The sequence below is a fragment of the uncultured Bradyrhizobium sp. genome (assembly GCF_947648125.1).
In the GTDB taxonomy this organism is placed as follows: domain Bacteria; phylum Pseudomonadota; class Alphaproteobacteria; order Rhizobiales; family Xanthobacteraceae; genus Bradyrhizobium.
Window position 1 is genome coordinate 48,973 of sequence record NZ_CANSMR010000031.1, and the last position, 17,491, is coordinate 66,463.

21 protein-coding genes, 1 tRNA gene and 1 riboswitch are annotated in these 17,491 nt (G+C 62.9%); of the genes, 10 read left to right on the forward strand and 12 right to left on the reverse strand.

Features of this window, described 5'->3' with window-relative positions; translation table 11 throughout:
• Positions 1 to 94: 94 nt before the first annotated feature.
• Positions 95 to 904 (forward strand): helix-turn-helix transcriptional regulator, encoded by an 810-nt coding sequence (locus Q0030_RS34185; RefSeq protein ID WP_298377501.1) that lies wholly within the window; start codon positions 95 to 97, stop codon positions 902 to 904.
• Between the two features lie 337 nt (positions 905 to 1,241).
• Here Q0030_RS34185 and Q0030_RS34190 read toward each other — a convergent pair whose 3' ends face one another.
• Together Q0030_RS34190 and Q0030_RS34195 are read right to left on the reverse strand one after the other, a co-directional pair.
• Entirely contained in the window at positions 1,242 to 1,364 is a 123-nt protein-coding gene (locus Q0030_RS34190) for a hypothetical protein (RefSeq protein WP_256459054.1), read from the reverse strand.
• 240 nt (positions 1,365 to 1,604) lie between these two features.
• Positions 1,605 to 2,051: a hypothetical protein gene (locus Q0030_RS34195; RefSeq protein WP_097675141.1), complete on the reverse strand. Its 447-nt coding sequence runs from the start codon at positions 2,049 to 2,051 to the stop codon at positions 1,605 to 1,607.
• Between the two features lie 222 nt (positions 2,052 to 2,273).
• On the opposite strand from Q0030_RS34195, the gene Q0030_RS34200 reads away from it, so the two are divergent.
• Together Q0030_RS34200 and Q0030_RS34205 are read left to right on the forward strand one after the other, a co-directional pair.
• Entirely contained in the window at positions 2,274 to 2,549 is a 276-nt protein-coding gene (locus tag Q0030_RS34200; RefSeq protein WP_298377513.1) for a hypothetical protein, read from the forward strand.
• Positions 2,550 to 2,635: 86 nt separating this feature from the next.
• Positions 2,636 to 2,712, forward strand: a tRNA-Arg gene (locus Q0030_RS34205).
• 1,802 nt (positions 2,713 to 4,514) lie between these two features.
• On the opposite strand, the gene Q0030_RS34210 is transcribed toward Q0030_RS34205, so the two are convergent.
• The gene (locus Q0030_RS34210) at positions 4,515 to 4,850 is read right to left on the reverse strand and encodes a VanZ family protein (protein WP_298377516.1); all 336 of its coding nucleotides are present in this window, start codon (positions 4,848 to 4,850) and stop codon (positions 4,515 to 4,517) included.
• 447 nt (positions 4,851 to 5,297) lie between these two features.
• Here Q0030_RS34210 and Q0030_RS34215 point away from each other — a divergent pair, with 447 nt between their 5' ends.
• The 3 genes from Q0030_RS34215 (at position 5,298) to Q0030_RS34225 (ending at position 7,069) form a co-directional block, all read left to right on the forward strand.
• The gene (locus Q0030_RS34215) at positions 5,298 to 5,486 is read left to right on the forward strand and encodes a hypothetical protein (RefSeq protein WP_298377519.1); all 189 of its coding nucleotides are present in this window, start codon (positions 5,298 to 5,300) and stop codon (positions 5,484 to 5,486) included.
• Positions 5,487 to 5,495: 9 nt separating this feature from the next.
• A complete protein-coding gene (locus Q0030_RS34220) occupies positions 5,496 to 5,645 on the forward strand; it encodes a hypothetical protein (protein WP_298377522.1) in 150 nt (49 codons plus the stop codon).
• A gap of 566 nt (positions 5,646 to 6,211) precedes the next feature.
• Complete coding sequence (locus Q0030_RS34225) at positions 6,212 to 7,069, forward strand: sterol desaturase family protein (RefSeq protein ID WP_298377525.1); 858 nt, start codon at positions 6,212 to 6,214, stop codon at positions 7,067 to 7,069.
• Here the strand turns inward: Q0030_RS34225 and Q0030_RS34230 are convergent.
• Positions 7,066 to 8,076 (reverse strand): AraC family transcriptional regulator, encoded by a 1,011-nt coding sequence (locus Q0030_RS34230; protein ID WP_298377528.1) that lies wholly within the window; start codon positions 8,074 to 8,076, stop codon positions 7,066 to 7,068. The genes Q0030_RS34225 and Q0030_RS34230 overlap by 4 nt on opposite strands.
• 159 nt (positions 8,077 to 8,235) lie before the next feature.
• On the opposite strand from Q0030_RS34230, the gene Q0030_RS34235 reads away from it, so the two are divergent.
• Entirely contained in the window at positions 8,236 to 9,381 is a 1,146-nt protein-coding gene (locus Q0030_RS34235) for an alkane 1-monooxygenase (RefSeq protein WP_298377531.1), read from the forward strand.
• A gap of 63 nt (positions 9,382 to 9,444) precedes the next feature.
• Here the strand turns inward: Q0030_RS34235 and Q0030_RS34240 are convergent, their stop codons facing one another.
• Positions 9,445 to 10,563, reverse strand: a complete 1,119-nt coding sequence (locus Q0030_RS34240) for an L-dopachrome tautomerase-related protein (RefSeq protein ID WP_298377534.1) — start codon at positions 10,561 to 10,563, stop codon at positions 9,445 to 9,447.
• Positions 10,564 to 10,712: 149 nt separating this feature from the next.
• On the opposite strand from Q0030_RS34240, the gene Q0030_RS34245 reads away from it, so the two are divergent.
• Positions 10,713 to 11,105 carry a helix-turn-helix domain-containing protein gene (locus Q0030_RS34245; protein ID WP_298377535.1) on the forward strand — a complete coding sequence of 131 codons (393 nt, stop codon included), beginning with the start codon at positions 10,713 to 10,715 and terminating at the stop codon, positions 11,103 to 11,105.
• On the opposite strand, the gene Q0030_RS34250 is transcribed toward Q0030_RS34245, so the two are convergent.
• The 5 genes from Q0030_RS34250 to Q0030_RS34270 all read right to left on the reverse strand — a co-directional run bounded on the left by Q0030_RS34250 (position 11,102) and on the right by Q0030_RS34270 (position 14,504).
• Positions 11,102 to 11,875, reverse strand: a complete 774-nt coding sequence (locus tag Q0030_RS34250) for a hypothetical protein (protein ID WP_298377537.1) — start codon at positions 11,873 to 11,875, stop codon at positions 11,102 to 11,104. The two genes, Q0030_RS34245 and Q0030_RS34250, sit on opposite strands and share 4 nt — an antisense overlap.
• Positions 11,876 to 11,989: 114 nt before the next feature.
• Complete coding sequence (locus Q0030_RS34255) at positions 11,990 to 12,361, reverse strand: hypothetical protein (protein ID WP_298377540.1); 372 nt, start codon at positions 12,359 to 12,361, stop codon at positions 11,990 to 11,992.
• Positions 12,362 to 12,497: 136 nt separating this feature from the next.
• A complete protein-coding gene (locus Q0030_RS34260) occupies positions 12,498 to 12,791 on the reverse strand; it encodes a hypothetical protein (protein WP_176530699.1) in 294 nt (97 codons plus the stop codon).
• A 248-nt stretch (positions 12,792 to 13,039) separates the two neighbouring features.
• Entirely contained in the window at positions 13,040 to 13,492 is a 453-nt protein-coding gene (locus Q0030_RS34265) for a MaoC/PaaZ C-terminal domain-containing protein (RefSeq protein WP_298377549.1), read from the reverse strand.
• A 148-nt stretch (positions 13,493 to 13,640) separates the two neighbouring features.
• Complete coding sequence (locus tag Q0030_RS34270) at positions 13,641 to 14,504, reverse strand: tetrahydrofolate dehydrogenase/cyclohydrolase catalytic domain-containing protein (protein ID WP_298377552.1); 864 nt, start codon at positions 14,502 to 14,504, stop codon at positions 13,641 to 13,643.
• 15 nt (positions 14,505 to 14,519) lie between these two features.
• Positions 14,520 to 14,599: riboswitch (ZMP/ZTP riboswitch) on the reverse strand.
• Positions 14,600 to 14,815: 216 nt separating this feature from the next.
• On the opposite strand from Q0030_RS34270, the gene Q0030_RS34275 reads away from it, so the two are divergent.
• Positions 14,816 to 15,229: a hypothetical protein gene (locus tag Q0030_RS34275; RefSeq protein WP_298377555.1), complete on the forward strand. Its 414-nt coding sequence runs from the start codon at positions 14,816 to 14,818 to the stop codon at positions 15,227 to 15,229.
• A 121-nt stretch (positions 15,230 to 15,350) separates the two neighbouring features.
• Here Q0030_RS34275 and Q0030_RS34280 read toward each other — a convergent pair whose 3' ends face one another.
• Together Q0030_RS34280 and Q0030_RS34285 are read right to left on the reverse strand one after the other, a co-directional pair.
• On the reverse strand, positions 15,351 to 15,875 hold the full coding sequence (locus Q0030_RS34280; protein ID WP_298377558.1) for a hypothetical protein: 525 nt from the start codon (positions 15,873 to 15,875) through the stop codon (positions 15,351 to 15,353).
• Between the two features lie 319 nt (positions 15,876 to 16,194).
• A complete protein-coding gene (locus Q0030_RS34285) occupies positions 16,195 to 16,761 on the reverse strand; it encodes a hypothetical protein (RefSeq protein ID WP_298377561.1) in 567 nt (188 codons plus the stop codon).
• Between the two features lie 339 nt (positions 16,762 to 17,100).
• Between Q0030_RS34285 and Q0030_RS34290 the strand changes: the two genes are divergently transcribed.
• Positions 17,101 to 17,484 carry a VOC family protein gene (locus Q0030_RS34290; protein ID WP_173642388.1) on the forward strand — a complete coding sequence of 128 codons (384 nt, stop codon included), beginning with the start codon at positions 17,101 to 17,103 and terminating at the stop codon, positions 17,482 to 17,484.
• The last annotated feature ends 7 nt before the right edge of the window (positions 17,485 to 17,491 follow it).

Here is a 17,491-nt window from a genome sequence, read left to right on the forward strand (position 1 = left end):
CCACTCGCGGAAACTATCGACTTGGCTGCCGGAAGAATTTACATATCTGCTCTATTGATCGCTAAATTCAGTCACTCGGGCTCTCAGCCTCGCTATGGGTTTTCAGCTTCGCTATCCTTGGCCGGACCTCGACCCGGACGACGTCGCGGCCCCCGCCCTCGCCGTGCGCCTCGACATCACCGAGAACAAGGTCGAGGCGGCCGAGCATGCGCACCGCAAGGGACAGCTGGTGTTTGCGCTCGGCGGCAGCGTGATGTGCCGCGTTCCGAACGGACTGTGGATGGTGCCGCCGCATTGCGGCGTCTGGCTCCCCGGCGGCACGCGCCATACCAATATCGCAACCGCCAATGCGCGGATCTTCTTCGTCTTCATCGAGCCGGGTGCCGCCGAGCTGCCCGACCGCTGCTGCACGCTGTCGATCTCGCCGCTGCTCCGCGAGCTGATCGTCACGCTTTCGGATCGCATGCAGCATGATGTCGGCGATGCGACGCTCGTCGCGCAATTGCTGCTGAACGAATTGCCGCGAATGCCGATCCAGCGGCTGCATCTGCCGATCTCAGGCGAACCGCGCCTGCGACGGATCGCGGCTGATCTCGCCGACGATCCATCCGATCGCAGCACGATGGCCCAATGGGCCTACCGTGTGGCCATGAGCGAAAGCAGCCTCGCGCGTCTCGTCCTGAGCGAAACCGGCCTGACGTTCGGCCGTTGGCGTCAGCAGCTGCATTTGATCGTCGCGCTGCGCGAGCTGTCGGCCGGTGTGAGCGTTCAGCAAGTCTCGACCGCGCTCGGTTATGAATCCGTCACGGCGTTCATCACCATGTTCAAAAAGGCGCTGGGCAAGCCGCCGGCGAAATATCTCAGCGACATCGTGCAAGGCGGCGGTTCGGCCTTCGCGGCCTGAAGGGCTCCGGCTTCGGTCCCGGCTGGCGAGGAAGGCCGCCGATCGGCGCCTACGGATCGCAAACGCGTGATTGGCGCAACCGATCGTTGCCTTCATTTGGGCATCTATGAGGAACAAAGTTCCACGGCGGAGAGCAAAGGCGGCCGTCGCAGGGGGTGCCTGCATTGACGTATCGATCCCACAGCAGCTGGCAGGACGTGGATCTGCGCAATCTCGTCCGGGTCATATCGGCCTGCACCCTCGGGCTCTGGGCATTTGCGGCCGGCCTCCTGATCGGGACCTTTCTGCTCTGATATGGACTTGGACTGGGCTTGGCCTGGCGGACCCGCCGCCCAGCCTACCCGCCGCTCAGATGATGTGCGGCGACGAACAGGACGAGCGCGCTCAGCACCAGCGCTGACGCGGCGCCAGCAACGCCGCGGGCGAGTTCGGCCTTCGAAAGATTGGACCTGGTTGCCATCACAACCTCCTGTGCGTGCGAGCTGAGGCCGGTCCGCTCCGGCGGTGAGGCTCGCTCTCGCTGCTCGGACCACAATCGCATCATGAGGATGAACGCATCATGAGCAGAACGAATGGCCCGTGCTGCCGGTTCCAAATTCTGACCGCAAGTGGATCGCTTTCGGGGCGCGGGCGTTGGCCGCACGCGGCAAGCGGGCAAAGCCGCGCTGGAAGAAGGTCCGGAGCGCGCGAGCGTCCGCGCCTACCACTCTTCCGGACAGGGATCGACGATCTTCCAGAGATCGACGCCGTTCTTGATCTTCTTCATCTCGGTGGTGAGCCCGCCATTGCGGCGGATCCAGTCCTTCACCGTATCGGGATAATAGGACATCAGGTCGGAGGTGCCCTCGAGGCTCGTGACCTTGATGCCGAAGGTGAAGGCCTTGTCGTAATAGGCTTGGTGGAAGCCGATGCTCGCCTTCGGCGTCACGCAGATCTTGTTCAGCGGCACGATGCCGAACACCAGCGTACAGGCCGAATTGCAGATGCCGTCGATCACGACGCGCTCGCGGCGGTCGCGGATCTGCTTGTACTTGGTCTTGTACTCCTCGACATAGCCGCCATGGTCGCGCGTGATGTGCAGAACGGCTCGCGCTGGCGTGACCGCCAGAACCGAGAGCAGCAAAGCGACAAGGGGCGTGATGCGCATGGAATGTTCGAAACCGAGGGAAAGACGGCCCGGCCGGACCTGACCGCAAGACTCTGGCCGGACTGTGTTGGCAATCCGTTAAGCATCCGCAAAAAGGCAAAAATTGGCGCGCTGTGACTGATTTCCCGCAGCTTTTGGCCGGAATCCGGGTTAAATGAAGCATTAGAGGATCTTGGACCGGCTGCGGAAGCCGATTCCAGCGTGAATGCCAGGAGGCCGCCAATGACCAAGACCAAGCTTTTCGCCGCCCTCGCCGTAACCGTTTCCCTGGCCATCCCGGCCCTCACCCCGGCTGCTGCGGCCGACCTCTCGGCCACCCCGCGCCACCACCACCACGCGCATTGGGGCCTGCCCTACCACATCAGCTATCTGCACAATTACGGCCCTGGCCCGGTCGCCGGCAGGTTCGCCTATTACGACGGTCCGTCGACCAACAAGTGCTACCAGAGTTCGGCGGCCTATATCGGTCAGGATCATCGCCGGCACCCCTGCTTCTGAGTTCAAAGGAAGGTTGGCGGGACGCCCCGGACGCCGCGCCATCCCTGCTGGCCCCGACGGCCCAAGTCTGATAATCGACCCGCAACGCGCTCGTAGCTCAGCTGGATAGAGCATCGGATTTCGATTCCGAGGGTCGGGAGTTCGAATCTCTCCGAGCGCGCCATCGTTTCCATCGATCGTACAATGGTTTAGGACGAACCGATTTCGTTCTGGATGATCGTTTTCGTGTTGCGAGCAAGCTCAACTCGCTGCGAGCAAAAATCGAGACCTTACCGACCGCTTCAAATCACTCCGCGCAACAAGGGCGCAACGGGGCGGTTTGGCGTTTGTTCTGAAATGCGATGTGCACAGTGAGGAACGACCCCGACGCGGACGGCACGCCGAGGTCGCCATTCTGTCAACTCCCGACCGGGTGGGGGTGTAAGGGCCGGGAGCCGACAGACTACCTCCGATACCGCCGCTCGTTCCGCCCCTAAGCAACGCCATTAAGGGTTACCCACGCCCAGCCTGCCGGAAAACGATATCCATTCGCCGCCTGTCGAGGGCGAGCCGAGCGAGGCCGTTAGCAAATCAGCAAGCAGATCGGCGCAGGCTTCTCAGAGGGACGGGACCGGTTTGGGGAACGTCTTACGGTCTCCGTTTCGGAGGAGCTGGCGTACAGGCCCTGGCGCCGGCTCCTCTTTCATAAGATCTGTCTACGCACCCAACAGTCACGGGCGCGAGGCAGTCAACTTCGCGGAGGGCGTCTCGGGCTAGTTCAGGTAGACTGAAGGTTCCAAGTCGCCAGCCTCTGCTTAATCTGCTCGGCCTGCTCCTTCGTCAGTTTCTCAGCCAAACTGTAATCGTTCAATTGGGCCGCCCCCTTGCGTTGTCGATCGTAGACCATCCAGTCGGTGCTTCCTTTTCGAACGAGGAACCTTGGCTGTATCGATGCCGTGCAATTCATCGTAGACTCCGTCAGCAATATGAACGACCGCAATATCTTGTTCAATATAGCACTTGGTTTTCGATGCTTCTGTGAACCTGCACACATGTGCCGAACGCCACATGCCGATATTTCGGCCGAAGCCCCCTACCCGAAAACCCTGAGATCCCGCCCGCGGTTCGCCGTGCAAGTTCGCTGCTGATACGCCGTGCCCGATCCGATCAGGCGCAATCGAGCGCACGATCAACGTCGTGCGGCGCGTAGTCATCATCGTCGTCGGACTGGACCATTATCTCGCCTTGCGCAGCCCGACATAGAGCGTTCGCTCCAATCGTCATCGGCGCCGTCTCGTCAAAATATCGAACCCGCGGATCACCGATTGCATCGTACATGGCTCCGCGGTTCTGGCGCGCACGGAATCGATAATCCGTCTCGGGCTCTGACCGAGATTCGCGGGCGATGCAGATCGCTCCCAGGTCACAGAAGTGTGTCGCGCTCGCAACGTCACAACAGTTCCCTTTGTGGATGAGCGTGTTTGGACTTCACTGCGTCGCGCATTTGCCCTCTACTAATATCGGACCTTCGGCGGCGATTTTATTTCCAAGACGTCCATTTGAAATCGGGGTCCAGGAGGCCGCTGTTCAGCGGCCAGCGGCCTCTTTCGTTATTTGAGATTCATCGATTGCAATGACATCTTCCGACGCCAAGCTGCGTCAATCGGACTGCCATTAGGTCATGGGGACAAGATGATTGAAGAACGCAAACCTTACGTGGCATTTGGAGTAGACCCGGCCGGCGTCGCACGCGCAACGTATGAACTTCGTTGCAGTGACGACGAAGAGGCAAAGCGCCGAGCTGAGGGTTTTTTGGACGAGCACGAATTCGTCGAATTGTGGATCGACTACAAGAGGATCGCTCGTCTGAAACGAAGCTAGGACGAGCGTAGACGCGGCATCAAACTCCGAACGAATGCCTCATTTGAACTGCCATGCGATGGATCGCGTAAGCTGTTGGCCGTTCGCGAAGTTCAACGGTTGAAGTCACCGGCCGGACTGGTTGCGCAGAACGAGCAGCAGTAGAAGGTGGCCCGCTCCGATGCCGGCGAGGCCTCCTGCAACCTTGAAGAATGCGTCGGCCAGGTGGCCGTGCCGGTCAGGGGTTAGCAATTGCATTGCTTCGAGCGTGAACGCACTGAAAACGACCAAGAGCACGACCAGCATGGCGCGCCGGGGATAGCCTACCACAAAGGCTAATGCCATCACCGCGAACGCGGCGAAATGCTCGACGTGCGGATCGGCAGCAAACGAGGGGCGGTCCCGGATCGGGGACAGTGTGGCGAACGCAATAAAGGCCAGCGTTAGCCAGCCAATGACCATTCCGAACGTCCTGATCTTTGATGCAAGCAAGCAACAATTTCCAAGTCGTGGTGCCCTAATGCACCGTCGCTGAATTAGCCCATTGCGCGCGTCAGCGACAGGCGGGATCGGCGCAAAACCGGAGTGGCCCACAAGGACTAATCCCGATGGTGCTTCCCGTAGAGCCACCGTAAGTCGAAATTCCAACTTCGCGGCTCGCAGCAAGCGCTACGATGAACAACGAGGGGGCGGCACCTCACCTTGAAAGGCAGCGAGGCCGTTATGGAGCGCTTATACCTGGGCATCACCGTTACCAGCACATACGTCTTGGTCACGATTGCGCTGATGGTGGCTTTCATGCACTGACCGGCAGATCGGCCTGGCACGATTAGTCTGTGGCGAGCCACAACAAACTTTCACCGCTCACGCACGACTATCGACGAAAGCCAGGGTCCCTATCTCTCTGGCATGCTCATTCCCCGAAAGCCGATCGAGGTCCCGCCGGAGGTCGCCCGCCAGTTTGCGGTCGACGTGCAGGCCTACCACGCCGCGCAGGACGACATCCAACGAAACCGGATCACAGTTGGCAGCCGACATATGCTGCTGGAGCACATTGTCGGCACCAAGTTGCGGTTGAACGAGGTTAGACTTTTTTGAGTTGATGCGATGAAGACTGTCTGGGTCTACATGGACACAGCGAAAAAGGTCGGCGACGAGAACCACATCAAGGTCTTCGCAACGATCGAGGTCGCTGAAAAATGGCTGGAGGAAAACGACCCTGAGGGCGTAGCATTTGAGTACGATGTCCTGGAGTGACAATGGCAACGGATTTCTTGCTGTCTTTGCAATTGCCGCATTGGCTCATGATCGCCGGAGCACTGTTAGTGGTCGTCGGCTGCATAGGACTTTTGATCCGCCGCAAGCATCTGGCGGAGACGAGCCGGACAAAAGAGCCGAGACCCCCTGCACGTGCCCAAACGGGGGCACCTGCTGGTCGAGATCAGGCTTAAGGCCAAGAGCTAGCCAAGGGTAGCGCAATTGCCACCGTTCGTAAGCGCAAACTTCCCTCGGGCCTGATCCGCTGGCAGGTCTCCTCCGTCCGACGTCCACGCAGGCGGCAAGCACCACGCCAAGTTGTTTGAGCGCAAGAGTGACGCCGAGGCATGGCTCGTCGACACCGCCATGATCTAGCGCGCGGCCATCTCCCCCACCGCGAAGATCCGCGGCGTTGGACTTGGCTGGTTTCCCGCCGCCACCGGCGAAGTGGAACGAGGCCGATTAACGCTCCCGCTTAACGTTCCTTGGGCTTGGGCTTTCGTTCCTATTGACGCTGTTGGGAGCCGCGATGGTAGGCTACCGCTATTTCAGGGCGGCCATTTTGAATGCGCGATTTATTTGGACTGACTCAGCTCTTGCTGGCGGTTTTGATCTTCGTGCCTTTCGAGCGATTGTTCGCTGCGAGGCCTCAGAAGATTTTCAGGCGTGGCCTGCTGACCGACATGGCCTTCCTGTTCATCAACGGGGGGCTGGTGCTGGCCGGCGTGATCGCCATCATGACGGCGGCCATTCTGGTCAATCAGTCGATCCTGCCTGCGGCAGTGACGCAGGCGATCGGAGGTCTTCCGTATCTGGTTCAAGTGCCCGTTGTGATCCTGATCGCCGACCTCGGCATCTACTGGACGCACCGCATCCTGCACGTCGTGCCCGCCATGTGGCAGATCCATTCCGTTCATCACGCGGTCGAGGAACTGGATTGGCTCGCCGCGATTCACCAGCACCCGCTCGACGTGATGTTCATGAAGGCCGGCGCGCTGTTTCCGCTTTACGCGCTCGGCTTCTCTACGGAAGCGATCGGGACTTACCTGCTCGTCTACTACTGGCAGGCCTGGCTGGTTCACGCCAATGTCCGCCTGAACTATGGACCTTTGCGCCACGTCCTGGTGTCGCCGGAATTTCATCACTGGCACCACAGCAGCGAGACGGCAGCCAGAGACAAGAACTTCGCCGGGCTGTTCTCGTTCTACGATGTACTGTTCGGGAGCGCCTACCTTCCGAAGGGGCAGGCCCCGAAGGCATTCGGCGTCGATCATCCAATGCCCGCCAGCTATCTGGCGCTGCTGGCCTACCCGTTTGTCGCGTGGGCCTCGAAGCGCAGGCGCGACGATCCGCCAGCCACCCAACATCACATGTCGAAGGGTGGAGAGCCTGCACAGCCGCGCCAAAGCGCGCCGCTGAGCTAGCCGCGCAAGCTCTTCTCGCCGAACCAGCGCCGGCAGGCGCGGCTGAAGCTCGTCGCGTCGGTGTAGCCGAGCGCAGCCGCCATCTCGTCGCGCGACTGCGTTCCGGCCGCGAGCATTGTCCGGGCGCGCTCGCGCAGCACGCCATCGAGCAGCGGCCGGAAGGCGCAGTCCGCCGCCGCCAGCCGCCGCACCAGCGTCCGCCGCGAGGTGCCGACGAGGCGCGCGGCTTCGTCCTCGCCGAGCCGCTGCGGCAGCCGCGCCGCAATCAGGCTCTCGACGATCCGCGCCAGCGCCGCGGTGTCGGAGCGCGGCTTCTCGATCTCCTCGAGCGCTTCGATGGCCTTGGCGTGCAGTTCCGGATCCGCAAACGGCGAAGGCCGCGCGCACAACTGCTTCGGCACGTCGAAGATGAAGGCAGCCGCGTTGAACTTCACGGCGCAGGAATAATGCTGCATCAGCCGCTCCGCGCCCGCAGGCGGTGGCCAGGGAAACTGCAAGGTCGCCTGGTCGATCGCATCCTCGAGCAGCTGCGCATACACCGCGTGCACGTTGAGGCTGACCGCCAGCGCCACGGCGCGCCACAGCGCGCCATCCATGGCGACCGCAGGGGAAATTTCAATCTGAATCGAGCGCGCCGTTGTGCGCAGCCGGTTGCGGATGAAAGGCGCGCGGGTCGACCCGAAGCGCGCGCCGGTGTTCAGCGCATCCGCAATGGTCGGCGCCGTCCTGGTCGCAACGTCGAGCGCCCCTTGCAGCGAGGTCGACCAGACCGCCGCGGCCGACAGCGGCCACAGCTCGCCATGCCGGCGGGTGATGTTGGCGGCGAGGATCACCAACGACGACACCGGCATGTGCGCGCCGGGCTGGTCGAGCACCTCCTGCTCGATTGCGGTGCCCTTCAGCAGCTCGTCGCGCTCGCCGCGCGTCTTGCCAAACGCCCGCACCAGCGCCCGCGCATAGCTCACGGACACCGGCGTACGAAGGGCATCGGCCTCCGATCCCTGCATTGCCTTGGCGCCCTCCCTCGCAAACGTTCAGCCGAAAGGCTTGGCGCAAAATGCCACAAAATTGGCCTGTTGGGAACTGGCGGCGCAGGCCCGCCTCGCGGCATCCTCAGGGAAACAACGGCGAATGCCGCCTCGACAAGAGATGCTGGAGGGAATGCGATGATCTTCACGGGCACCAATGCCGCTGGCGAAACGATCACCTACCGGGACGGCAAGCGCTATCTGTGGATGCTCTCATTCATCCCGCCGCTGATCCCGCTGTTGTCCTACTGGCTGTTCCTGCGGACGCACAATCCGCTGGTGACGCTGATTCCGTTCGTCTTCATCTTCATCCTGATCCCGCTGCTCGATGTCCTGATCGGCGAGGACACGCACAATCCGCCGGCGGAAGTGGTCGCTGCGATGGAGGCCGATCCCTATTATCTGCGGCTAGCGCGCATCACCGTGGTGTTTCCCTGGATCAACTACGTCGCCCTGATCGCCTTCTTCGGCACGCAGGAGCTGCCGTGGTGGTCCTATGTCGTCCTGCTGCTCGGCGTCGGCACCATCAATGGCGGCGCGCTCCTGATCGGGCACGAGCTCGGCCACAAGGCCGACCGGCTCAACATCTTGTTCGGCATGCTCGCCAACTGCGCGGTGGGTTACGCCCATTTCCGCGTCGAGCATAATCGCGGCCATCACACCTGGGTCGCGACACCCGAAGATCCCGCCAGCGCGCGCTTCGGTGAATCGATCTATGCCTTCGCGACGCGTGAGCTGCCCGGCGCGTTCAAGCGCGGCTGGCGCAATGAGGCCGAACGGCTGACCCGACGCGGCGAGCCGATCTGGTCGGTCAACAACGAAATCCTGCAAGGCTTTGCGCTGACGCTCGTCGTCGCGGCCATTCTGATTGCGCTGTTCGGCTGGAAGGTCGCGCCGTTCATCGTCGCGCATCATTTCCTCGGCTGGTATGCGCTGACCCAGGCCAATTATGTCGAGCATTACGGGCTGTTGCGCGAGAAGCTGCCGAACGGCCGCTACCAGGCGGTCGAGCCGCGCCACTCCTGGAACACCAACCACATCGTCTCGAACCTGATGACGTTCCATCTGCAACGTCATTCCGATCACCACGCCAACCCGATGCGCCCCTACCAGTCGCTGCGCGATTTCGACGACATTCCGCGGCTGCCGAACGGCTACACCGGCATGTTCGGCCTGGCTGCGATCCCGCCGCTCTGGTTCCGCGTGATGGACCCGAAGACATTGGCGTGGGCCGGCGGCGACAAGAACAAGCTCAACCTCGGCGACCGGCCGGTGAATGCGTGATTGCAGGTGTCGCCCGGCCTGCGAGCAGGCCGGGCAATCGTCGTCAATACGCGCGATGCGCGGTCATCGCGAGACGTAGCCTGCCGCTAGCGGCTTGAAGCGATAGATCAGATACGGGGCCTTGTTCTCGCCCTTGCCGCCGTGGAACATCGCGGCCGCAGAGATCTGCGACGCCGACACGTACATGTAGCCGTCCGCGGACGCCGTGATTCCGTCAGGCCACACCATCTCCGCATCGCTGAGATAGGTGCGGTACTTGCGATCGGTCCCGACGACGCCCACCGACTTGCTCTCGACCGCGGTGAGATAGAGATTGCCGGCATAATCGATCGAGAGCCCGCCGTTGTTCGGCTTGTCGGAATAGCGCTCGACCTTGGTGCTGAGCTCGGTGGACGTCAGCTTCTCGTCATTTAGGTCGGCCACGCGCACGCGGTAGATCGAGCGGCCGCTGAGCGGCGCGAAGTAGACCCATTCCGACCTGACATCCATGGTGATGCCGTCGCAGCCGACCTTGATGATGGACGGCTTGCCGTCCTTGCCCGAGACGGTGAGATCCTTGCCGTCCACCGTGATCGGCAGGTCTTCGGGGATCGTGGAGCGGTCGCCGTCAAGCACGCGCCTTGCGCGCCCGGTATCCATGTCGATGACAATGATCGCGGCATGCGATCCGTCGCCGCCTGGGCCGATATTCTCGTCGGCGATATAGAATTTGCGATGCTTCTGGTCGATGACAATGTCCTGCGGCTGCGAGCCCGGCCGCGTGACCGGATCGGGCATGTAGTAGATGCGCTCGAGCCGGTCGCTGCGGGTATTCCATCCGACCAGCTTGGGCGTGATGTTGGTGCGGAATCCCATGTCGATGATCCAGACCACGCCATTCTCGTCCGACCTGAGCCCGAGCACGTTGTCGAGATACTGGTCGGTGCCTTTCCGCGGCGTATTCCACTCCGCGCTTGGAAATGGCTGTGACGTCGTCGGCGACGTCAGCTTGGCGACCCTGATCTCGGGACTGAAGAATGGGTGATGGCTGAAGATGAGCTGGTTGTCCGGCGTGATGGCGATGTTGCCGACCGACTCGGGCAAACGCGCCACGATCTCGGCACGGACCGCCTCATCCGCACGCGCGCTCGATAGCCATACGCTCGCCGTCATCGCGGCGATCAACAAAATCCCTCGCTTCACGCGGGTCCCCTCCCTGTTGTCGTTGATATGTCCTGCGCGCCGGACCGGCCCTTATCGGCAATGTTCGGCTTTGCGGGATCGACGTTGCGCGCTAATTTGGGCGCTGACAATTACGCACAGGAATGTCCGGTAGTATCAGGGAGTGAACCATGAAGGGGCTTGATGCGAAGAGCTATGACTGCGCGGTCGGCTGCCCCGTCGAGGCGACGCTCGATCTGATCGACGGAAAGTGGAAAGCCGTGATCCTCTATCACCTGCTCGGCGACACCATTCGCTTCAACGAACTCGGGCGGCGGCTGTCGCGGATTTCGCAACGCATGCTGACGAGGCAACTTCGCGAGCTCGAAACCGCTGATCTGATCCACCGTGAGATCTATCCGGAGGTGCCGCTGCGTGTCGAATACTCGCTGACGCCGCTCGGCCGCTCGCTCGAGCCCGTCATCCGGTCGCTATGGGTCTGGGGCAATTCATATCTTGAGACGCGCCGCCCCTCGCCGCGTGCAGTCAACGGTGCGTCAGCTTCGGCGCCGCGCGCCAGTTAGGGCCGCCGCTTCATCGCGCCGATGCCGAGGAACGATCCGTTGACGGACGGATACTGGCTGATGAATTCGAACGCATCGAAGCCAGGTGCTTCGAATTCCTTCAGCGCCTTCCAGAGCAGCGTCGTATCCGGACAGGCCTGCGAACGGATGTCATGATGCACGATGATGCTGGCGTGGGAGCGCACCAGCAGGTGATCCTGCATCGCACCGCGCAGGCTGTGATCGCCGTCGATGAAGACGAAGTCGGGCTTCAGCCGATCGACATGGGCACCGACCAGCGGTGAGGTTGAAAAGTCCTGTATGTAGACCGGCTCGATACCAGCCTGCTCCTGCAGCAGATCGAAATAGGTCGAGATGAAGGGCGTCGGCGCGATCGGATCGAGTGCGATCACGGTCCTGAGTTCGGCGCCGCTGTGCCTCAGCCACTCCGCAACCAGGATGAACATGCCGCCCCAGCGACAGCCGATTTCCATATAAGAGGAAATGCCGGACGCGTTGCGCGCGAGCCAGGCCAGGTACGGCGCGAGCTGGTTCGGATACTGCCAGAGGTGGAGGCCCCTGCCGAAGCTCGGTGCAAGCTCCGGCGGCTGCTCATGAAGCAGTTCGTCATTGAGCCCCAGCGCGGGAATGAATTCGCGTTCGAGGAATGCCACATCCAGCCGCTGCGCCGGGCTTAATGCGGTGATGGTGCCGATCGCGTCACGAACGAACGGCGCAAGATCGGCGAAACGCTGGTATCGGTCATCTGGAGCTTGCTGGACGTTGAGCATCGGTGCGATCGAGCCGGAGGGTTGGACGGACAGGAGAGCGCTGGCCGTCAGTCTCCCCTCCTCCTTCAACGGCGCGAGCGCGCTTCCCGGGCGGAGAATTTTGCCGTCCCGTTCTCAGCCGCTCGGGATCTTCCGGCGCACGGCCTCTACGCCGGCATCGGTGACGCGATACTTCCGGCCCAACTCCGGCAGGATCCAGCCCTTCTCGATCATTCCGGCAATGGTGCTCGGGCCGACACCCGCGGGAAACGGCCGGCGATGTCGGATCGCGTCGATTGCGACCCGCTCCAGATGGGTGGCGACATGCGAGGGGCGCGCGCGAAACGCCTTTGCCATGATGAGGACCGACAGCACCTCGGCGCGGCGGCGCACGGCCGAAGCGCTGCGGGTCAATTCGTTGCTGATCTCGAGAGCATTCTTGCCGGCCCTGGCGAGTTCTCTGAGCTTGTCGTCCTCGTCAGAGCTCCAGCGCCGCACGATCCCCATCTGGCCCTCACCGCCTGGATACCCATCTCGAACCGATGCATACGCAGGCGGCGCTGATTTGCCATGTGACTTTTGGCACTTCTTGATGTGACGTTGGAGACTGTCGCCATCAAGAAGGCCGATTTCGAAAATGTTCCTAGTGCTTGCTGGGTTCAAGCGTGATGAGCACGCCGGTCGGTTCGGGCTCGTGCGGCCGCAGCGACGTCAGCTCCGGATCGCTCCACTCGGCTAGGCTCACCACCTCGCCGGTCTGCCCCGGCATGTCGGAGCTCTGGGCGGGTTCGAGCACCTTGAGCCCGGTGGTGTCGACGAAGAATGTGTGCTCGCCGAACACGCTGTTCAGCTGCGCCACCGCCGGATGATCATCCGGAAGCACCTGGGCGTTCAGTTGCGTCATGGTCTGCTTGACTTGCGTGGAATTAAGCTTCATCCGCTGCTCCTTCTTGTTGGTTCCGGCCTGAGTGGTTTCCTTCAATGGTTTCCTTGGCCGGTTCCTCCCCGCCCGCACCCTTCGCCGAGGGCTTCGCAGTCTCGAACCGATCAGACAACGAAACGTTCCGCACGCGCGACGCATTGACCGCATGCGCGCGGGTTCCAGATCCATCGTTGTATGAAACGCGGCGCGCGGCCGGACGTAGCCCCTGCATTGCTGGACGGCCAGATCGATCCGGTCGGAGGTTATGTCCGCCGCTGCTCCGTGGGCCGCATGTGGATCAGCGCATCGAGAACCAGGACAAGCACGGGGCGCTGCTCGTCGTTGACGAGCTCGGTCTTGAAGATCACGACGGCGTCGCGCCGCTCCGGCCTGATGGTGATTTTCTGGATCCGGGATTGGCCGGTGAGCGTGGCGCCCGGGCGGACCGGGCTCGGCAGGCGGATCTCGAAGCTCCGCCCGACGATGCCCGCTACCTTGGTCCAGATCGCCTCCACGACGAGCCGCTGATAGATCGCGATGGTATTGAAGCCGCTTGCGATCAGGCCGCCGAACGGGCCCGCTGCGGCCGCGACGGGGTCGGTATGGATCGGCACCGGATCATATTTGCCGGCGAACTCCAGGATCTCGGCTTCGCCGATCGTGTAGGTGCCGAGCTGGAATGTCTGGCCCTCGGTGAGATCTTCCGCATACAGCATCGCGCGCCTCCATCTGTCGCGCGAGGATAGACCAATGCTGCGGGCTTTCCATGACCTGCGGGGTTATGGTCTTCGCGCATTGGACTGCGCGCAAAGCAGAGACGCGCGCGGCGCCGGCCGCTCGCGTCTCGCTGCAAGCACCCTGCTGCTATTGCAGCCGCGCCGCCCTCGCCTTCGCGGCCTTCACCGTGTTCTCCATCAGGCAGGCGATCGTCATCGGGCCGACGCCGCGCGGCACCGGCGTGATCGCGCCGGCGACCTGCACCGCTTCGTCGAAGAAGACGTCGCCGCAGACCGCATAGCCGCCCTCCGGCTTCTCGACACGCGTGGTGCCGACGTCGATGACGATGGCCTGCGGCTTGATCCAGTCACCGCGTACGAGGCCCGCCTTCCCAACTGCGCTGACCAGGATATCGGCCTGACGGCAGATCTTGCTGATGCCGCGGGTGTGGATGTGGGTCTGCGTCACGGTCGCCTGCTCCTGCAGCAGCAGCGCGGCCATCGGCTTGCCCACGATGTTGGAGCTGCCGATCACCACGGCATGAGCGCCGGTGAGATCGGGCCGGATCGCCTTGATCAGCCTGAGACAGCCGAGCGGCGTGCACGGCACCAAGGCATCGTCGCCGTGAAACAGCCGGCCTGCGTTCAGCGCATGCAGGCCGTCGACATCCTTCGCGGGATCGACCGCCGCCATCACGCGCAAGGCGTCGATATGCGCCGGCAGCGGCAGCTGGATCAGGATGCCGTCGATATCGTCGCGTGCGTTGAGCGCGTCGATCCTGGCCAGCAGATCGGCCTCGCTGGCGTCATCCGGCAGGCGTTCGACCTCGCCGCGCAGGCCAAGCCGCTCGGCCATCCTGACCTTGCTCTGTACGTAGATCTGGCTCGCCGGGTCACAGCCAACCAGCACGACCGTGAGCCCGGGCGCACGGGGCAGCCGGTCCAGTTCGCTAGCAACCTTGTCGATGACAATTTGGGCATGTGCATGCCCGTCAAGAATGTTCGCCGTCATGGCACCTCCGTTTCGAAGCGGTGCCCAGGCGCGCGGCATTCAGTCTCTGCGCTCCCCGATGGTGGTCCATCCAAGCGCCAGTCGCGCAGATAGCGTCCTCATAGCCGCCCGGCCCGGCGAACGCAAATCACGCTCGCTTGTGGCCGAACCGGCGACGAATTGCCCCTGTTTTTGCCGGTGGATCGGTGCCGGGCGGGGCCCCTCCGGGGTAGGATTCGGGCAGAACTTGCGATAAGCCTCGGCACTTGCCGGGCTTTTCCGATCCCCGGCGCCATCCTTCCGGTCATCACGCCACTTCGGACATTTTCACCATGAGACATATCATCCTCGCGCTGGCGCTCCTCTGCCCGGCTGGAGCGCTTGCTCAAGGCACCGCTCCAACCACCACACCACCCCCCGCCGCCGACAAGCCCGCGGCGGCCCCGCAGCCGATGGTCGGCGACAAGCCGCTGGTCCAGGTCGGCAAGAAATCGGCGGCCAAGAAGGGCGAGAAGGCTGCGCCCGGCAAGCCGCAATCGGTCGCGCAGAAGCTCCAGGCCTGCCAGGACATCGACGACGCCACCAAGGAGCGGCTGATGTGCTACGACGAGATCTTCAAGCCGCAGCCCAAGCCGAAGGCCGCCCCTGCCAAGGGCGTCGCCGAATGCCGGTTCGTCAAGGAAGAGGACGAGCGGCTGACCTGCTACAACGGCTTCGCCGACAAAATTCCGCGCCTGCCGCGCTAACCGGTTCCGGCCACTCGGGCGCCTTCCCGCAACCGGTTACCCGCCTGATCTCGCGGACATGAAAATGCCGCCGCAAGTGTTTGCGGCGGCGTGTCGATTGCCGGTTGTGGCGTGTCCTCGTCTACCAGGTACCGAAGCCGCCAAAGAAGCCCATGCGCGGCTGCTGCTGCGCGATACGGTAAGGCTGATACATGCCGGGCTGGGCCAGCCGCATCGGCTGCTGGGAATGGGGATGGCTGCGCGCAATCTTGCGCTTCTTCGGCGCCTGCACCGGCTGCTCGGCCGGCTTCGCCTCGGCCACGACGGCGCCCTTCTGCGCGTCAGCCTTCTCCGACGGAATGAACTGGGCGAACGTGTCACGGACGCGGGCCTGCGCCGACGCATCGCTGGCAGCCGGCGGGGTCGCCGCAGCAACCGCGTTCACCTGCAACGGAACGATGGTCGGCAGGTTGGTGTCGTACACCACCCGCTCCGGCAGTTTCTGGGTCGATTTGATGCGTACCATGGTCTTGCTGTCGACGCCGGGCGACGACAGGCCTTGGCCCTGACTGGCGACCACGGCCTCTTGCGGAACGATGGCGTTGACGACGAAGAGCAGCGCGAGCAGCACGCCACCAACGAACAGGAAATAACGCGCCACAGGCATTTGGTAGCTCCCCCCGCGCTACGGGCGCGGTTCATCTCGACGCGACGACACCAGTCATCGCGCAACGAATTCATCGTCTGCGCATGATCACCCGGACAGACGCCATCCAGCGCTTCCGGGTCGTTCTCTAACGGTCGGCTTATTAGTTAGTTCCTGCCTGGCCGTTACGGTTCACCCGGCAAGTCAATTCCCGGTCACTTTTTCGGGATGCAGGGTTTGGAGCGTTTTTGAGCGAAGTGGGTACCGGTTCGCGTGAAGAAAACGCGTCAAAACAAAAAGCTAGAGCTTCGGTTCTGATTAAATCAGAACCGAAAGTGCTCTAGGCGCGGCTGGCGGTCACGACCATGCATTTCGCCTTGTTTGCGTTAACGTTTACGAACCCGATCAGCATCTGGGGGTAGGTCTTGCGGCTCTTCATGGCGATGGTGTCCGGGATCAGCCGCTTGCGCTCGGTCACGGGGCTGCCGTCGCTGCGGATGAAGGCGCAGGCGATCTCGATATCCTTCACCGCGAAATCATTGGCATTGCGTAGCGTCAGGGTGACCAGCACCTTCGAACCCAGCCCGCCACGCCGCCAAGATTGCGAGGCGATCCGCAGCCTGTCCAGCGGCGATCTCTCGGTGCCCGGCTCGGACGCTCTGGCCTCCCCGGCCGGCGGCGCGGCGGTCGCCACGCCGACCGTGGCCGGTTCAGCTGCCGGTGCGGCCGGCGCATCCTTTGCGGCTTGATTTGTGATTTGGGCAGGCTGCGCCCCCGTCGATACATCCTGCGCGGTGCGAATGACGGCGGAAGACACCGGCCACACATCCTGGTCTCCGGCATCGCTCGGCTCGGGGAGCATGAACCACGCCGTAATCCCGGCGACGGCGATCACCGACAACAGCATGCTGGCGTAGAGGCCGCCCTCACCGAGACGTCCGGCGTCAAACCTTCGAAACGACGCCAAGCCGATCCGCATCGTCGTGCCCTCACCCTCGACGCCCGATCAAGCCGCCACCAAGCAGGAAAACCGCAGGCATCGCAGCATGCGGCATCCGGGACGGCCGCAGGTCGGGCGGCCACGCGAGAACAATCACCGACGGCCGGAATGGTTTCATTCCGGGACGACGATCTTGCGGCTGGCATCTCGGAGGGATGGTATCCCAACGGGCCGCTCGTTAGATTTGCGCCGCCGAGAGCGGGTGCCACGCACCCAAGCGCGCGCGAGAGCAACAAGGAGATCGCAATGCCTGTCGTCACCTGGGACCACGTTCATCTGCGCAGTCCCGACCCCGAGGCCACCGCGACCTGGCTGCGCGACATTCTCGGCGGCGAGATCATCCGCGGCCCCGGCCGCATCGACGTCCAGCTCGGCGGCGCCAAGGTGTTCATCGCGGAAGTGACGCAAGGCGACGGCGTCAACGCCCCGCCGGTGACGCCGTATCAGGGGCTCGATCATTTCGGGCTGACCGTGAAGGACATCGACGCGGTCGCGGCCGAGATCAAGGCCAAGGGCGTCGAGTTCACCAAGGAGCCGACCACGATCCGCCCCGGCGTACGGATCTGTTTCATCCGCGGCCCGCAAGGCATCTCGATCGAACTGCTCGAGCGCGACCAGAAATACGCGTGAGCGAAGA

Excerpts from the sequence above, each read along its gene's own strand:
- Q0030_RS34245 (WP_298377535.1), top strand. The coding sequence starts at position 10,713 with ATGAAGGGGCTTGATGCGAAGAGCTATGACTGCGCGGTCGGCTGCCCC.
- Q0030_RS34220 (WP_298377522.1), top strand. The coding sequence starts at position 5,496 with ATGAAGACTGTCTGGGTCTACATGGACACAGCGAAAAAGGTCGGCGAC.
- Q0030_RS34270 (WP_298377552.1), bottom strand. The coding sequence starts at position 14,504 with ATGACGGCGAACATTCTTGACGGGCATGCACATGCCCAAATTGTCATC.
- Q0030_RS34285 (WP_298377561.1), bottom strand. The coding sequence starts at position 16,761 with ATGCTGTTGTCGGTGATCGCCGTCGCCGGGATTACGGCGTGGTTCATG.
- Q0030_RS34280 (WP_298377558.1), bottom strand. The coding sequence starts at position 15,875 with ATGCCTGTGGCGCGTTATTTCCTGTTCGTTGGTGGCGTGCTGCTCGCG.
- Q0030_RS34210 (WP_298377516.1), bottom strand. The coding sequence starts at position 4,850 with ATGGTCATTGGCTGGCTAACGCTGGCCTTTATTGCGTTCGCCACACTG.
- Q0030_RS34260 (WP_176530699.1), bottom strand. The coding sequence starts at position 12,791 with ATGAAGCTTAATTCCACGCAAGTCAAGCAGACCATGACGCAACTGAAC.
- Q0030_RS34195 (WP_097675141.1), bottom strand. The coding sequence starts at position 2,051 with ATGCGCATCACGCCCCTTGTCGCTTTGCTGCTCTCGGTTCTGGCGGTC.
- Q0030_RS34265 (WP_298377549.1), bottom strand. The coding sequence starts at position 13,492 with ATGCTGTATGCGGAAGATCTCACCGAGGGCCAGACATTCCAGCTCGGC.
- Q0030_RS34255 (WP_298377540.1), bottom strand. The coding sequence starts at position 12,361 with ATGGGGATCGTGCGGCGCTGGAGCTCTGACGAGGACGACAAGCTCAGA.
- Q0030_RS34185 (WP_298377501.1), top strand. The coding sequence starts at position 95 with ATGGGTTTTCAGCTTCGCTATCCTTGGCCGGACCTCGACCCGGACGAC.
- Q0030_RS34215 (WP_298377519.1), top strand. The coding sequence starts at position 5,298 with ATGCTCATTCCCCGAAAGCCGATCGAGGTCCCGCCGGAGGTCGCCCGC.
- Q0030_RS34250 (WP_298377537.1), bottom strand. The coding sequence starts at position 11,875 with ATGCTCAACGTCCAGCAAGCTCCAGATGACCGATACCAGCGTTTCGCC.
- Q0030_RS34230 (WP_298377528.1), bottom strand. The coding sequence starts at position 8,076 with ATGCAGGGATCGGAGGCCGATGCCCTTCGTACGCCGGTGTCCGTGAGC.
- Q0030_RS34225 (WP_298377525.1), top strand. The coding sequence starts at position 6,212 with ATGCGCGATTTATTTGGACTGACTCAGCTCTTGCTGGCGGTTTTGATC.
- Q0030_RS34290 (WP_173642388.1), top strand. The coding sequence starts at position 17,101 with ATGCCTGTCGTCACCTGGGACCACGTTCATCTGCGCAGTCCCGACCCC.
- Q0030_RS34275 (WP_298377555.1), top strand. The coding sequence starts at position 14,816 with ATGAGACATATCATCCTCGCGCTGGCGCTCCTCTGCCCGGCTGGAGCG.
- Q0030_RS34190 (WP_256459054.1), bottom strand. The coding sequence starts at position 1,364 with ATGGCAACCAGGTCCAATCTTTCGAAGGCCGAACTCGCCCGCGGCGTT.
- Q0030_RS34235 (WP_298377531.1), top strand. The coding sequence starts at position 8,236 with ATGATCTTCACGGGCACCAATGCCGCTGGCGAAACGATCACCTACCGG.
- Q0030_RS34200 (WP_298377513.1), top strand. The coding sequence starts at position 2,274 with ATGACCAAGACCAAGCTTTTCGCCGCCCTCGCCGTAACCGTTTCCCTG.